The sequence below is a fragment of the Mongoliibacter sp. genome (assembly GCF_007692705.1).
In the GTDB taxonomy this organism is placed as follows: Bacteria; Bacteroidota; Bacteroidia; order Cytophagales; family Cyclobacteriaceae; genus Mongoliibacter.
This window is the reverse complement of the sequence record NZ_REBN01000101.1, coordinates 1-15558: the sequence shown is the minus strand read 5'-3', so window position 1 is coordinate 15558 and position 15558 is coordinate 1. Positions and strand designations below refer to the sequence as shown.

Sequence of the window (15558 nt, the reverse complement as noted above, 5' to 3'; positions counted from 1 at the left end):
TGATTTACGACCTTCAATTTAGCTATCCAACCTTTAACTTTTAACAAATTAACTTTGTGATCACCAAGCTCTTAGTTTATCAATTCGTCAGTTCATCAATTACCCAATTAAACAACAAGTCTTAATCCTCTTTCTCATCCTTAGGCCTTCTTTTTGGGATTTGAGGTTGTCCTAAACCCAAGCTGCCTTTCAATCCCGAAAGGGTAGTGGTCCACCAATAATTGAAGATAAAACGGGAGGTATCCCTTTCTTCATAAATTTTTGAACTCACCGTATTGCCAAAGAGCTTTCTCGGATTATTGCTCTTTACAGCGAATACATTCAAAACGAATGTCAGAATTCCTTTCCTTCCCCTTCCTCTCTCTAGGGTTCTTTCCTCTAACAATTCTAATTTGAGGTCTTGGTACAGGAGAGTCATCAAGCCTACAGCGTCTCGATCCGTAGCCTTAAAGTTCCATTCGGCGCCATTAACTTTTCCTTCCAATGCCCTCAGAAAAGCATTGTTCTCCAGAATTGGATTGATAATACGGACATCAAATTCTCCGATTGTTGCAGTTATATCCATTGGGTAGGGATTTTTGAAGCCAAGTTTGGCTTCTAATTCGAGTTTGCCCTCTCCATAAAGTTTAGTGTTTCCTATCAGGTAAGCTTCTTCTAAGGTATAATCGCCATCTTCTTTTGCCAAATGGAAAGGGAAAAAGGAAATGTTCATATTATCAAAAAACAGTTTTCCCGGAATCATTCCATTCTCTGGAAACTCGGTGTAAATCACCTCTCCATCCAATAATTCCAAGGTGTCAAGCCTTAGCATGATCCCCGCTTTTTGCATCAACTCCTGGGGCATTGGTCGGTATTTGTCTTCCTTAATATCATATCTTTTATCTCTGAAAAGATTCGCTTGGGCCCCTTTGACTGATATTTTATTCGCTATCAAAATTTCTTCCTCGAGAACCTTTTCTAAATCAGCTCTACTGATAATGATTTCCGGTATTTTGATGGTAGCCACATCTGTCTGGTACCCCACTTTTCGCGTGTAGGCATACTTTCCATATCGGGGCTCAAATAAGATTTCTTTGAGGGTGATTTTCTCATTTTCTACATCGACAAATCCTATGCTTATTTTATTTAGGCTGTCGGGTAACAAGAATTCGTAATCGGGGAAGCTTAGACTGAATTCCTTTTTAAGCAAATCTTTAGGTTTCAGGTCTTCTAGCTTCAAAAGGTCAAGGTCAAGGTCTGCAAGAATTAAGTTAAGGTTTTTTATTCCCTGTGGCTCCTTAGATCCATCTTTTCGAAAAATGAAAATATCCCCCTCCACGATTTCAAACTCGCCAATTTTTAATTTTTCAACCAATGACCTTTTGTCATCTTTTTCATCGTCATCATCCTGCTGTTTTTCCCTAGCAACCTGATCCATAAAAATTTCAATATCAGGCTTAAATAAACGTAAGTCCGAAACCACCAATTCTCCACTTTGCTGCAGCTCAGCCAAAGCATTGGTTTTGATCAGTGCAGTAGGAATATGTCCGGAGAAAACAGGGACTCCTGGCTTACCGCTCAGGTCTTTTGGGATTATTCTGAAATTATTCAATAAAACTCCCTCATACCTGGTATCTAACTCTACTTTGGAAAAAGTGACTTGGTGTATGCTGTCCGGTAAGGTCAACCAAAATTCATCAATATCCATACTCAAACCACCAAAAAATCCAGAAATATCCCCTTTACTGATTATGGCAGAGTCCAAAAGGAAGTCATAAAATGAAAGATTTATTCCTGTGTTCACCAGTTCTCTTTGAGTGCCGTTTTCCCTGAAAGCCAATTTAAATTGAGCCCTCTCGGCTTGTATGGTATCTATACCGATGACATCTATTGTTTTTGGTAAGGCCCTATCCCTTCTTGACCTTCTTGAAGGTGCTGTATCATCGTCATCAAGGTCGTTGTTGATTAGGATACTGACATCGGAACCGGTGAATTTTACCATTTCCAATTTCAATTCATTGTCAAAAAGAAAACCCTCCAAGTCCACTCCCCGAAAAGACATTTCGGGGATATTGACAGAGACCCTCGTTTTGTCAGTGAAATTCCTCTTGGGATTTAGACTGACATTAGAAGCTACAATTTCTTCTCTTGCTGTATTGAAACTGATGCGATCCGCTAGGATGTTATATTTCCCATCTGCGATATTGAAAACATAGTTATTGAGCCTCAGGTCTACCTCTTCTGAAAACAGTGAGCGTAGCTCATCTGGCGAGGCATCTTTATTCAGGTAAAAGTTCTTGACTGAGATGGAAACATTTTCCTCAGCAAAAGTCCTAATTCTATCCCTGACATAATTTTCATAATTGAGTGTCCCTTGTTGTAAGGTTAGGCTTTCTACTTTTATTTCTGAAAAATAATTGGTCAGGAGTTCCAAAATCTCCTGTTGATCTACTCCTTCCCGTTCCTCGGTCTGATCACTCGGTCTATGTCGTATGATGCTGATTTTGGGAGAAGGTACCCGGATATTTCTGATATTTAGAATACCATCAAAATAAGCTTTCCTGATATCAACCCCTGTTGCGGTAAATTTAGGTACAAAAATATCCAAAGTTGTTTTTTTCCCATAGCGGTCTAAAGTTGCCTGAATCTGTGTCCGGTCAAATGGCTCCAAAGCAAAACCATCTATGCTGATTAAGGATCTTTTTGTATCCAGAAAAACCCGGTCAGCTTTGAATACATGAAGGTTATCAGAAAGTTTTAAAGCATATTCCTGTAATTCTAATTCCAGGTTATCTGCCCAAAAGAAACTTTTAGAGTCTGACTCTTCAGTCTCAGCATTTAAGGCGAAATTTTCCAAAATCAGATTGACTTTACCGAAAGAAAGACTGTCCTGCCGCACCCTGACCCTGTTGTCTACAATGAGCGAACCGTCTCTGATTTCAAATTTTTTGACATATATACCCTCCAAAAATTCAGCGTAAATGTCGTTTATATTAAAATTACCAGTTTGGTCCTGTTTGCCTTGTACATCTCGAAGAAGGATCTCAGGTTGCTCAATAGCTACATTTTGGATATCGATTATCCCTTGGTTATAGATTTTCTTGAGGTTTGCTTCTGATATGGAAAGGTTTGGTACCTGGATATCAAGTAGCGTTTTGTTTTCATCAGGCTCATAGCCTTCGACTGGAAATAGATGAAAGCCATCAATCTGGATTTTGTCCTCAAATGATGAAAGCAGGACGTGGGCACCATTGATCTGATGTATACTATCAGCCAAAATCAATTCTACATCAAAAAGCTCAACAGATGCATTGTCCGCGTAAAAAAATTGATTTTCCTTTTTGGAATCCTCAGGACCTATGTAGAACTCCTCCATTCTGAAATCAATTCTTTCCGCACTTATTACACGGGAATTCCTATTATCAGCTCGTCTTTGGCTGAACCTGCCCTCATCAATAGTAAAATCATGGATGGAAATTGATTCAAGGATTCCTTCAATCAGGTCATACAATTCAAAATTTTCAATTTCCCCACTTCTTTTTCCTGAACTACTGGTATACAAGTCAAATCTTGGATTTTGAAGCTTGAGTTGACCTACATCTACCTCGGAAGTATAGAATACTTTGTTGATGTCGGCATCTGAAAGCAGTAACTCGTCAAGTTCAGCGTCAAAATAAGTCTTTGAAAACCTATCAAAGTTCGGCTCAATTTTCAGGTCTTTGGCTTTTATAAATTGTTCCAAAGAAGAGACTTCAATTTCTCCAGCATAAATGGTATGCACACTGTCTGCGAGTAAAACCTGGAAATTATCCATATCAAAAGCAAAACCCTCGGCATTAAAGGGAGTCTCAGGAGATCTTTCCTGAAGGAGCTGTATGTCCCTGATGTACAAGTTGGAGTTTTCAGCTTTGATGGACTTTTGAGCTATAAAATTCTGTAGTAAGACATCGGCATCGTCAATTTGCAAGTTCCTGATTCTGATTTCGTTCAACCTCGAACCCAAAAAGGACTTTTTGATTTCTTTTTGCAGGATTTCCAAAGGGGACTCATCTAGGTTTTCTTCTATAATCCCTTCAATTTTGAGGCGGAAGTCCAGTTCAGGGCTTTTCAGGCTCAGGTTTCCTATGACCACTTCCTTTTTCCTAAAGAGGTAATTTAAGCCTGTTACGGATAATTGAGGAATATCAGCCCTGTAATAAGCCGTGCTGTCCAGTTCTTCAAAAACTTCTTCGACGGGGTTGATTTTGAGTCCTACAAAATGAACCCCTCTTTTTACTAGAGATATATAAAAGCGGTCAAAATCGATTTCATATTTGTTTTCAGAAGCTGTATTTACTTTATCCTTTAGATAGTTGCGCAACAAAAAATCAGAACTGAAATAGACAGCAAACTGAATGACAGTAAGAATAAGCAACACTAATCCTGCAATACGTAAGTATCGCTTCTTGAATAGAACCTTTATATTGGATTTGATATCTGGCTTTTCCATAGAAAAAACTATGAAAGTAAAAGTAATATAAATGCTTTGGAAAAATAGGAATTCAAGGTATCATTTTAGACTCAAAAAAGAGACACGCTGTAGATATCTCGAAGAATCCAGCGTGCCTCAGTCATATATAACCCAAATACTTTTGCTGTAGGAGAAGGATTCGAACCTCCACGGAGTTGTTAGGCAACATCAGAGCTCTTGACACGCTTTATCCTTTCCTGATTGTGATCAGGACCTCCACCCCCGAGACAGGGGGGCATGTCTGCCAGTTTCATCACCCTACAGTATGATATTTTCAATTATGTATCCGACCGTTTCTATTTTTATGTTTTCCCGTGATAATGGGCTAAACTTTTTTCTCCACCAAACAAGCTTAGTTTTCGTAAGAGAAAAGAAAATTGAAATGATCAAGATCATTTTGAATGACACAAAACTAGTAAATGGACTGATTTATTAATAGTTATTTAATATAATTGGCAAAAAAATATATATTTTTTATTAAAGAGTTATTTTTATTGCTAAAATGAAAAATGATTGTTGATATCATTCTGATTTTTACGGAATTTTCAATGGTTCAACAAACCCTAAAAAGCAAAAAAGCTGCGAAACAAAATTTCACAGCTTTAGTCAATTAACAATAAACCCAAAATAACCTGATGTAGGAGAAGGATTTGCGCCTTCAGACTTTTGTCTTCTCTTCTGCAATCCTACATGTAATGTTAAAACTTTAATTGTTTCAACATTACAAATGTATGTATTTAAGCTAAAATTTAAAAATCCTGCAAATAATTAGGCGAAAATATACAGTATTTGTAAAAAAGGGGCGTTTAAATAAAAAAATCTTATTCTACATCGATTGCGGAACTGGCAGTATTGAAAACTTGGTAATGGATTTTGAGTTTCCAAAACTCCAGATACCACAATTCTTTCTTTGAATTCTTGAATCATTGACCAATTTTGGTCAATCGTTAGGCTTATTCATAATTCACGTAGTTTACCCATCTGTCTACTACAGCTGAAAAATCCTTTGGCAATGGACTTTCGAAATACAATTTTTCACCGCTTTTCGGGTGTATAAAGCCCAAAGACTTTGCATGTAGCGCCTGTCTCGGTAAGATATCAAAGCAGTTTTTAACAAAAGATTTATACTTAGAAAACTGGGTTCCTTTTCGGATTTTATCTCCTCCATACATGGCATCATTGAATAATGGATGCCCAATATGTTTCATATGTGCACGGATTTGGTGAGTCCTTCCTGTTTCAAGCTGACATTGCACCAAGGATACATACCTCAATGGTTGTATCACCTTCCAGTGTGTGATGGCATGTTTACCTTGATCACCATCAGGAAACGTATCCACTATCCTTCGGTCTTTGGCGCTACGTCCCACGTGCGCATTGATGGTGCCTTCGTTGGCCTCAGGTTCTCCCCAAATCATCGCGATGTAGGTCCTCTCGATGGAGTGGTTAAAAAATTGATTGGCGAGATGAGTCATGGCTTCCTCGGTTTTGGCTATGACCAATAACCCAGACGTATCTTTGTCGATCCTATGTACCAATCCTGGTCGTCCCGTGTTACCCGGCATAGTCGGGAGTTGGTTGAAATAATAAACCAGCGCATTGACCAAAGTCCCTGTCCAATTTCCGTGTGCAGGATGGACTACCATACCCGCGGCTTTGTTCACTATCATGAGTGAATCATCTTCATACACAATATCCAATGGAATATTTTCTGGAACTACCTCAGTATGCAGGATTGGTTTTTCCAGATAAATGCGAATGCTGTCTAATGGCTTGACCTTGTAATTGGTTTTGACTTGTTTGTCATTGACCAGGACATGGCCTGCATCTATCGCCTGCTGTAATTTGTTGCGGGTAGCGTTGGCTATTTTATCCGTCAGAAATTTGTCTATGCGTATTTGGGCCTGGCCTTTATCTATCTTAAAATGATAATGCTCAAAGAGTTCAACCTCTTCTTCATCAAAATTTTCCTCGTCTTTGTGTGCTACCATCCTGCAAAAATAAGGGCATTTGGGAAAGTTTCGGATATTTGTGCTTCTTTTCAATAATTACTATGCTGATCCACGATCAAATTCCTACTCAAGAAATTCAAGCTGAACAGCTCTCAGATAAAGAGGTGAGGCTTTTTATCCTTAGGTTAGATCAGATTCACCCATTGGTCTCGGGGAATAAATTTTTCAAACTAAAATACAATCTTATTCAAGCGAAAAAAGAAGGTAAAAATACCGTTTTGACTTTTGGAGGAGCTTTTTCAAACCATATTCATGCAGTTGCAGCAGCAGCAAGAGAGGAAGGGTTCCGTGCAATCGGAGTTATTCGCGGGGAAGAAAGTTCTTCCTTGAATCCAACCCTTCAATTCGCTAAGGAAAAAGGAATGGAGCTTCACTTTGTTGACAGGTCTGTTTATAGGAAAAAAGAGCAGGAAGACTTTCTGAATGGGCTTAAGGCTAGGTTTGGCGATTTCTACCTGATACCGGAGGGAGGGACAAATAGTTTGGCCATCAAAGGAACTGCTGAGATTTTGGATAAAAATGATACTGAATATTCACATGTAACTTGTAGTATAGGTACTGGAGGGACTTTTATCGGATTAGCCAGTTCGATTGTATCAGGGCAAGATTTGCTTGGTTTCTCTTCCCTGAAGGGAAGTTTTATCCATGATGAAATGCGTACTAAGTTATCAAAGGAAGCTGTTCTTCCTAAAGGAATGCTTACCATTATTGATGCCTATCATTTTGGAGGTTATGGCAAGTTCAAACCAGAATTGATTCATTTTATGAAATCATTTTACGATAAATTTCAAATACCATTGGATCCTGTTTACACCGGAAAAATGATGTATGGAGTTTTCGACTTATTACAAAAAGACTTTTTCCCAAAAGGAAGCAAAGTACTTTGCCTGCATACCGGTGGGCTTCAAGGTGTGAAAGGTTTCAATCAACGCTTTGGAGAGGACCTTCCTTCAAGGTAAAATAGTCCTCATTTTCCTGAGGGACGATATTGATGACATTGGCCAAAACCAGGCGCACTAATGTTTTAGAGGCAACAAATCTCGGTAAGTTGGCCAGCTTTTGGAATTCTTTTAAAGTGATCTTTTCGCGTTCTCCCAGTTCGCGCATGAGAATGGTTTCTTTTTCGCCATATGTAAAGACAATGTCTTTTGGGTTTTTTCCTTTCCTTATGATTTCCCAAACTTCCTTACTGGCTTGGATACTCCGGTCTTCCACCCTCACGAATGTCTTTTTTCTTTCTCCTTCCAATAAAAAATGCGGTCTGTTGGCTGACTTGGAAATAGAAAATACCGCAACTCCTTTTTTAGCATTGAGTTTTACAATATCAATATCGTAAGTCAATGCTGGTTTTATGATTTCCGAAATGGCCTTTTTCATCACAAAAACCTCTTCTTCTATAAACTTCTGACCACTTACCGTACCGTCATCATCCACGCCGATAATAAGGTGACCTCCTGCTGTATTGGCCAAGGCGATGACTTCTCGGACAATTTTCTCCGGGAAAGCAGCTTTCTTTTTGAACTCCACCTTCAAACCTTCCCCTTGCTTCGCGATTTTTTGAATATCCTGTAAGGTCATGTATTGATGGTTTAAAGTTGAAAATAAGAAAAAGGGGTTTATTCTGACATGGGCTGCTGGATAAAAGTTTTTATACTCTTTCCAATTCCGCAAGCCTATTTTTGAGTCCTTGCCACTCATCTCTCAAGCGTGCAGCTTCCATGAAATTCAGTTCTTTGGCAGCTTTTTCCATTTGTTTTTGTGTCTGATCGATCAGCTTTTTCAGTTTGTCTTTACTGAGGTACTGTACTAGCGGATCTGCAGCCACAAGAGCTTCTGCATTTGTGGTGTCGCCATATATTTTAGCATTACGTTTACTATCAGCCACTTTAGTCTGCCCAAGGATTCTTTCTTTGGATTTAAGGATAGTTTTCGGCGTGATACCATGCTTTTCATTGTAAGCAAGCTGTATGCTTCTTCTCCTGTTGGTTTCATCCATAGCCATTTGCATGGAGTGCGTGATTTTATCTGCATACATGATCACTTTTCCGTTTTCATTTCTAGCAGCCCTACCAATAGTCTGTACGAGAGAACGTTCATTTCTTAAGAAACCTTCCTTATCCGCATCCAATATGGCGACAAGGGATACCTCCGGTAAGTCCAAACCCTCTCTCAGTAAGTTTACTCCTACGAGCACATCAAAAACGCCCAATCTAAGTTCTCTCAAAATTTCTACCCTGTCCAATGGTTTAACTTCCGAGTGAATATACCGGCTTTTCACTCCGGCTCTTTCCAGGTATTTCTGAAGTTCCTCTGCCATTCTTTTGGTCAAAGTGGTGACCAATACACGGGCTTCTGATTTGATCCTTTCGTCAATTTCTTCCAAAAGGTCGTCGATCTGATTGGCACTTGGTCTCACATCAATTATAGGGTCAAGCAGTCCCGTAGGTCTGATGATTTGCTCTACTACAATGCCTTCAGTTTGTGCAAGTTCATAATCTGCGGGTGTGGCACTCACAAAGATGACCTGATTGATCAGACTGGAAAATTCGTCAAAATTTAAAGGCCTATTGTCCAGGGCAGAGGGCAGTCTGAAACCGTAATCCACCAGGTTTACTTTCCTGGAACGGTCACCTCCCCACATTCCTCTAACCTGTGGAACCGTCACATGACTCTCATCTATGACCATCAGATAATCTTCCGGAAAATAATCCAAAAGGCAGAAAGGCCTTGTTCCTGGGTTCCTTCTATCAAAATACCTAGAGTAATTCTCAACTCCGGAACAGTAACCCAACTCACGGATCATTTCCAAATCAAACTCTGTCCTCTCTCGGAGTCTCTTTGCCTCGATCAGCTTCATGTCTTTTTCGAAGAAGGAAACCTGTGCCATCAGATCGTCTTGAATTTCATGTATGGCAGTATCTATCACATCTCTTCCTGTCACAAATAGATTTGCAGGGAAAATAGAAATGAGTTTTTCATCAGAAAGTTTTTTTCCAGAAGCGGGATCTATGCGTTGTATCGCTTCGATTTCATCTCCCCAAAAGAAAATCCTATATCCAAAATCTGCATAAGCCACAAAAATATCCACCGTATCTCCTTTGACCCGGAATGTTCCATGGGACAGCTCTTGGTTGGTTCTGCTGTAGAGAATATCCACCAGCTTGAAAAGCAATTGGTTTCTAGGTATTCTATCGCCTTCTTGGAGACGGATGACATTTTTCCCAAACTCTTCTGGATTTCCAATACCATATATGCAGGATACCGAAGCTACGACTATCACATCTCTGCGGCCGGAAAGCAGTGCAGAGGTTGCACTCAGCCTGAGCTTTTCAATTTCTTCATTGATAGAAAGGTCTTTTTCTATATATGTTCCACTTGTAGGAATAAAAGCCTCCGGCTGGTAGTAATCGTAATAGGAAATGAAGTATTCTACTGCATTATCCGGGAAAAACTGCTTGAATTCACCGTAAAGTTGCGCAGCGAGAGTCTTGTTATGACATAATACAAGGGTGGGTTTTTGTACTTCCTGGATCAGGTTAGCAACCGTAAAAGTCTTTCCTGACCCCGTTACCCCCAAAAGTACTTGTGCCCTATCTCCTTCATTTACCCCTGCTACCAATTGCTTGATGGCTTCCGGTTGATCTCCGGTAGGCTTGTAATCTGATTGTAACTTAAAGTCCATAGGCTTTTTTCCTGATTAGCTATAACAAGATTGCCCCCCAAAATAGTTTGAATTCCCCAGCTATTACTTGGATTCCTGAATTGAGAACTTTTCCAGATTGTAATATAGAAAATTGGTTCTAAGTAAAATGACCAACAACAATGGGACAATACTTGGGTGGAATGATTGTACTCCGAAAACCCAAAAGACCAACGCCAGATTGGCTAAAATCAAAGCAAAAAGAAGGTACATTTTGAGCCATGGTTTCACTTCTTTTTGAAATAAGGCAATGGCTAAAACAAGGTGCCCGGGAAACGCCCAGAGGATATTCCAGTTATTTTTAGTTTGGGAGTGGAATGTGAAAAACCACAAAATCACAATTAATAGCCCCAATAAACCCAACACTGAAAAGAAAGTGATGTCAAAGGCCTTGAAAATACGCTTTTTCTTATATCCAATAACAGTAAGTACCATGACTGCAATGGCAAAAACCCACCACAATACATAAGGGTTGAATAAATCTGTCTGACTTGGCCTTGGAGGAAAACTTAAGATAACCGACTCCTCTTTTACCAGAGGCCTTGTTGGTCCGTCACCGACGATCATTGCCCTGCCAAATGCAGCTTCCATGTAATCCGGTAAAAACTGTTTTTCTCTTTCATTCGCATACTGATCTATTACCGATCCAAGGGCAAGGTCGATGCCAAAATCTGCCCAAGGCAATGGATAAACATATTCATCAATCAGCTCTCGAAAGGTTTTTTGTTCGGGGTTCGGTTCTTCGTTCCAGTCCAACTGATTTCCGAGGATATCCTCCATAACATCACGGATCCTGGTCGCACAATTATCATAAAAGAAATCATAGCGATAGAAGCGATTCTCCGGTTGATAATTCTCCTCCAGGAAGGCCACGAGTCTAGAGGCCTGCTCTGGGCTTAGGTCCAATACCTGTTCACGCATATTCCTTTGGAAATAATTGTACTCCACTTGAAATCGCTCAAAAGTGGAAATGCTGAGCATATAGTCTAAAGTACGCTGTGTAAACTTCACATAAAAGTAGGGTGTATTGAAATCGAAAGTGCCATAGTTGAAAACCAGATCCTGACCTGATGCCCTGTTTTGTACCCGTATTGCACTGTGTCCAAATGCAGAGTATAGCTCGTCTCCTGGATCGCAGGTGAGTAAACTGATCTGGTATTGCTGGGCGGAAGCAAGAAAAATAACCGAATAAATAAACGGATAAACCAGAAGTATCTTTTTCAATTGGGCTAGCATCAAACTAATTTTATTAGGCTTTTAATTTTTTGAAACGATGATTTTTAGGAAAACGATATATGACCAAGCTTCCCGTCATTCGGCACGAATTTACTGGATTATTGTATTTTTTTACGGGCTGAGTCTGAATAATACTGCTTTTCCGCAAATCGTCCTGCAAATCGGGGATTATAGAACTATAGTATCAGGGGATTTTGACAACTTGGCCATTTGGGAAACTTGGGACGGGGGAGCTTGGACTCCCGCTGTAGCAAAACCTGGAATAGATAGCAATATATTTTTAGATTTTGGCCATGAAGTAAGGTTGACGGGTCCTGAATTGGTGAACAGTGTCTATTTCAATGCAGAAGGAGGTACTGGCAGAAAGTTGAATTTGCAAAATTTCAGTTTGGAAGTTTATGGATCTCTTCAATTGATGGAACGTTCAGGACCGGATTATACTTTGGTTGGATCGTCCACAGCCCTTACTTTGATTGACTGGATTTATCCGATTACAGGGGCAATAATTTTTAAAGGAAATAGCCGGACTGTAGTAGACAGGGCTTCATGGAGTGCTCAAAATACGAGGAGTAAGTTCACTGTCATATTTGACCCCAATCCTGGTCAAACACTTACGGTCAACAGTCCATTTAAGTCTACCAAATTTGTTGTGAGGTCAGGTACAGTGATCCAAAAGAGAAATACGGTAGGTACCACGATTTGCTGTACCTTTTCTTTCAATGACCAAGCGGAATTCAATGGAGGAGCTGCATTTGGGGAATTGATTATAGAACCTGGGGCAACCCTCATTTCAGAATGTACCGGAACAGGTCCTACGTTATCGGTTTTTCAAAGAACAAACGCCATCCCCGCAGGCTTATTTCATGTTCAAGTAGGAGGGAATGCTGTTTTCCTTGGAAACAATCCAATTATAGAATCCGCCAATTTTCTTCTTGAAGGCAATATGTATTACCGTTCCAATACAGGAAGTCAAAGGCTGATTCGATCCACAATGGCGGCAGCAAGCCAACCTAAGAAATACCACAACTTGATTTTTGAAAATAATGCTCAAAAACTGTTGACGGATTCTCTTTTTCTCACAGGAGACTTGGCAAGGTTGTCGGGAGGCGATATAATGGAAGCACCGACCTTTCTGAGGTTTGAGGGAAATGCAGTACAGCAGACTGTGGGGTTCAATTTTGATTTTGACCAAGTGGAGGTAAATAAAACTGGCGGCAAATTGATTTTGAATTCTGATATGGACATTAAATCCAATTTCTTCCAAAGAAACGGTCAAGTAGATTTTGATGGATTTAACCTACACATCAATACCAATGGTTCTGGGAGTTATGAATTAGACGATGGGAAATGGATCAATCTCAATACCCTGATTTATCATAATCTGCCTCCGGTTTTGAATGAAAAGAATGCCACATTTCCTTTTGAAGATGCCTATCAGGGAGGTGTTAGAAGGTTGCGGCTTTTAGGAAATTCACCTGGTGGACAATTGACTTTGCGGTATTTTGAAGTGCCCGGTGCCAATTGGGATCCCATGTTCGATGATTCGGATGGGACACCTATTCTTTATCAATTGAATAGTTATTTTGAATTTTCAGGACTCTCACCATCCCCTGATCCTATCGAATTGCATATTGCAGCAGAAAATTTAATCGTGGATGAGGTGGAAGACCTTCGTATTGTCAGCAATGGACAGGCAGCACCCGGTATTCACCTTCCTGGAGTTGATGCAGATACTTTGTGGGCAAGAAGATCACTTGAATTTGGGCAGCTAGAGGGTAGGACATTTACCATAGGCAGTTTTAGGGAAATGTCTATTTTGCCAGTAACTTGGGTAGAGGTGATGGCCTTTTGGGAGAAAGAAAGCATTGTGGTGAAGTGGTCCACGGCACAGGAAAAGGATAATGAAAAATTTATTCTATACAGGGCAAAAGACAAGCATTTGGAGTTTGAAAAGATAGCTGAAATACCTTCCAAAGGTCAAAGTGAGGAAACTCAGAGTTACACTTATACCTATTTTGAGAAGTTGCTGGACAAACCTTATTTTCAACTGGAGCAAGTGGATAGGGATGGGGAAAGCAGTTTTTCGGAAGTCTTTAGATTAACTGGCGATATGGATTTTGTATCCGAATCAACCAAGGTTTACCCCAATCCTTACGTTTCAGGTCAGATCAATTTTGACTTACCGCCAAACATAGCTTATAAAGATGCTTCGGTAACTGTTTATGGAATGAATGGGGAGAGCTTCTTCTCCAGGGGACTGGAAGCTGCTGACTTATCTGAGAAATTTTCCAAATTACCAAAAGGGATTTATCTGATTCAATTGGATGCCCCTGGTTATCAGGATAGGTTGCGGTTTTGGAAGATATGATTAATAACCATGGCCTGCCCTATTTGATCGTATAAGATTATAAACAAAAATCATTGTAATAGGGTATGCACCAAGTCTTTTTCAATTTTGTTCACTTAAAAGAAGGTTCTTATATTTATTTTATTAATTCAAAAACACTGTTTGTGAAAAACAGTATACTAAAAAGCTAAAACTACTTGATCATGAAGCAGATTACGATAAAAATACCAGATAATAAATATTCTTTTTTTCTCGAATTAGTCAAAAACTTAGGGCTTACTGTAAAGGAAGAGACTTTAGAAGGGAGTCAGGAAGTTTTAAATGGGCTAGAACAAGGTTTTATGGAGGTCAAACTGATTCAGGAGGGAAAAACAAAGGGTACACCGCTTAAAGAGTTCCTCGATGAGCTTTAATATTGAACTTACTGACCACTTTAAGAAAGAAGCCAAGAAGCTCTCCAAAAAATACAGATCATTAAAAGAAGATCTGAAAGCTCTTGGTGATAAACTTGGCGAAAATCCTAAATCAGGCACCCCCATGGGGCATGAAGTATACAAAATAAGGCTTGCAATTGCTTCCAAGGGCAAAGGTAAATCCGGTGGGGCACGAGTAATCACTTTTGTGAAAATAGTTGACGAAGTAGTTTATCTTGTTTCTATATATGATAAAAAACAACTCGATAACTTAACAAAAGAGCAGATTTTGGAGCTTCTAAAAAAAGTAAGTTTGTTATGAAGATGATTTTGAAAATGTATTTTTTGCTTTTACTGATTTTTCATCTGGCTGTTGAATTATATGCCATCAACCCTAATAGAGATTATATCAGGACACCAGATTCTTTGGGCTTGGATTTTGAGTCTTTGAATTTACATACCTATGATGGATATGATATTCATACGTGGATCTATGCAGCTAATCCAGAAAAAGACAATTGCAAAATCTTGTTATTGGCTTATCCCGATGCAGGCAATATGTCTTATTTCGTTTACCATTCAGCCATTTTGGCCAGCCATGGATATACAGTGGTTACGTTTGATTACAGAGGTTTTGGGAAAAGCTCTGATTTTGAAATTGATCAGGATAGCCTTTATTACAATGAATTTGCTATAGACTTAAGCGCTGTAGCAGAAGTGATTTATGAGAAATTCCCCAATAAGGAGATTGGCATTTGGGCGCTGTCAATGGGTACCATAATAGCAGTGAAAGCCATGGAATCCTTAAAAGGGAAGGTTCAATTTCTAATTTCTGAAGGATTTGTTTCTGACCCCTCCCTGATTGTCGAAAGAACTTTTGAGCAAAAGGATAAGGTCCTGAGTCTTCCTGAAAATGGCAATGCGTATTTCAATAGCTTAAAAAAAATCGACATACCTATCCTGATTTTTACAGCTACTTTAGATCAGATCACAACCTATGATGATGCTTTAAATGTCAAAAAACAAGTAAACGGGAGATGTGAAATTGTCCTCTTTGAAGGAGAACATCTAGGTGGCTTTAATTTTGGTGATGGAGATTGGGGAGCTTATTACGTGGGGGAAATCAATAGGTTTCTGGAGGGAATATTTGTATAAATTTCATACTTGATTATTGGGCTGTGCCAAACATATACTTCCCCATATCAACTAGGATAAACCACAAAGGAGAAGTGTAATTTGCTATTAGTTAATTGTTTAGGTAATTTTAAATCCAAATAAACCCAATCAAAATGAAAACTATTAAATCTATATCCTTGTTGATTGGTTTTTCTCTTCCTTTTGTTTTAGGTGGTTCTATACCG

10 protein-coding genes are annotated in these 15558 nt (G+C 39.3%); 5 read left to right on the top strand and 5 right to left on the bottom strand.

All coding sequences use genetic code 11. The annotated features are described in order from the left end of the window. Positions 1-121: 121 nt before the first annotated feature. Complete coding sequence (locus EA341_RS03860) at positions 122-4468, bottom strand: hypothetical protein (protein ID WP_293011484.1); 4347 nt, start codon at positions 4466-4468, stop codon at positions 122-124. Between the two features lie 974 nt (positions 4469-5442). Further along, positions 5443-6480, bottom strand: a complete 1038-nt coding sequence (locus EA341_RS03855; RefSeq protein WP_293011482.1) for an RluA family pseudouridine synthase — start codon at positions 6478-6480, stop codon at positions 5443-5445. 62 nt (positions 6481-6542) lie between these two features. Here EA341_RS03855 and EA341_RS03850 point away from each other — a divergent pair, with 62 nt between their 5' ends. Beyond that, complete coding sequence (locus EA341_RS03850) at positions 6543-7460, top strand: 1-aminocyclopropane-1-carboxylate deaminase/D-cysteine desulfhydrase (protein WP_293011480.1); 918 nt, start codon at positions 6543-6545, stop codon at positions 7458-7460. On the opposite strand, the gene EA341_RS03845 is transcribed toward EA341_RS03850, so the two are convergent. The 3 genes from EA341_RS03845 to EA341_RS03835 all read right to left on the bottom strand — a co-directional run bounded on the left by EA341_RS03845 (position 7423) and on the right by EA341_RS03835 (position 11437). Beyond that, positions 7423-8079 carry a helix-turn-helix domain-containing protein gene (locus tag EA341_RS03845; RefSeq protein WP_293011478.1) on the bottom strand — a complete coding sequence of 219 codons (657 nt, stop codon included), beginning with the start codon at positions 8077-8079 and terminating at the stop codon, positions 7423-7425. The two genes, EA341_RS03850 and EA341_RS03845, sit on opposite strands and share 38 nt — an antisense overlap. A 70-nt stretch (positions 8080-8149) precedes the next feature. After that, a complete protein-coding gene (uvrB, locus tag EA341_RS03840; RefSeq protein ID WP_293011476.1) occupies positions 8150-10183 on the bottom strand; it encodes an excinuclease ABC subunit UvrB in 2034 nt (677 codons plus the stop codon). 63 nt (positions 10184-10246) lie between these two features. Next, positions 10247-11437, bottom strand: coding sequence for a DUF4105 domain-containing protein (locus EA341_RS03835; RefSeq protein WP_293011474.1), 1191 nt, complete (start codon positions 11435-11437; stop codon positions 10247-10249). A gap of 37 nt (positions 11438-11474) precedes the next feature. On the opposite strand from EA341_RS03835, the gene EA341_RS03830 reads away from it, so the two are divergent. From EA341_RS03830 to EA341_RS03815, 4 genes are all read left to right on the top strand, one after another. Beyond that, a complete protein-coding gene (locus EA341_RS03830) occupies positions 11475-13805 on the top strand; it encodes a T9SS type A sorting domain-containing protein (RefSeq protein ID WP_293011473.1) in 2331 nt (776 codons plus the stop codon). A gap of 182 nt (positions 13806-13987) precedes the next feature. Continuing rightward, positions 13988-14197 carry a hypothetical protein gene (locus EA341_RS03825; RefSeq protein WP_293011471.1) on the top strand — a complete coding sequence of 70 codons (210 nt, stop codon included), beginning with the start codon at positions 13988-13990 and terminating at the stop codon, positions 14195-14197. Then, positions 14187-14519 (top strand): type II toxin-antitoxin system RelE/ParE family toxin, encoded by a 333-nt coding sequence (locus EA341_RS03820; protein ID WP_293011469.1) that lies wholly within the window; start codon positions 14187-14189, stop codon positions 14517-14519. Before EA341_RS03825 ends, EA341_RS03820 begins: the two co-directional genes overlap by 11 nt. Further along, the gene (locus tag EA341_RS03815; RefSeq protein ID WP_293011468.1) at positions 14516-15352 is read left to right on the top strand and encodes an alpha/beta fold hydrolase; all 837 of its coding nucleotides are present in this window, start codon (positions 14516-14518) and stop codon (positions 15350-15352) included. The genes EA341_RS03820 and EA341_RS03815 overlap by 4 nt, the downstream gene beginning before the upstream one ends. Positions 15353-15558 lie beyond the last annotated feature (206 nt).

What these genes read in the sequence shown, in the direction of transcription:
- EA341_RS03860 (WP_293011484.1), bottom strand. Translation starts at nt 4,468, where the DNA reads ATGGAAAAGCCAGATATCAAATCCAATATAAAGGTTCTATTCAAGAAG.
- EA341_RS03855 (WP_293011482.1), bottom strand. Translation starts at nt 6,480, where the DNA reads ATGGTAGCACACAAAGACGAGGAAAATTTTGATGAAGAAGAGGTTGAA.
- EA341_RS03850 (WP_293011480.1), top strand. Translation starts at nt 6,543, where the DNA reads ATGCTGATCCACGATCAAATTCCTACTCAAGAAATTCAAGCTGAACAG.
- EA341_RS03845 (WP_293011478.1), bottom strand. Translation starts at nt 8,079, where the DNA reads ATGACCTTACAGGATATTCAAAAAATCGCGAAGCAAGGGGAAGGTTTG.
- uvrB (WP_293011476.1), bottom strand. Translation starts at nt 10,183, where the DNA reads ATGGACTTTAAGTTACAATCAGATTACAAGCCTACCGGAGATCAACCG.
- EA341_RS03835 (WP_293011474.1), bottom strand. Translation starts at nt 11,437, where the DNA reads ATGCTAGCCCAATTGAAAAAGATACTTCTGGTTTATCCGTTTATTTAT.
- EA341_RS03830 (WP_293011473.1), top strand. Translation starts at nt 11,475, where the DNA reads ATGATTTTTAGGAAAACGATATATGACCAAGCTTCCCGTCATTCGGCA.
- EA341_RS03825 (WP_293011471.1), top strand. Translation starts at nt 13,988, where the DNA reads ATGAAGCAGATTACGATAAAAATACCAGATAATAAATATTCTTTTTTT.
- EA341_RS03820 (WP_293011469.1), top strand. Translation starts at nt 14,187, where the DNA reads ATGAGCTTTAATATTGAACTTACTGACCACTTTAAGAAAGAAGCCAAG.
- EA341_RS03815 (WP_293011468.1), top strand. Translation starts at nt 14,516, where the DNA reads ATGAAGATGATTTTGAAAATGTATTTTTTGCTTTTACTGATTTTTCAT.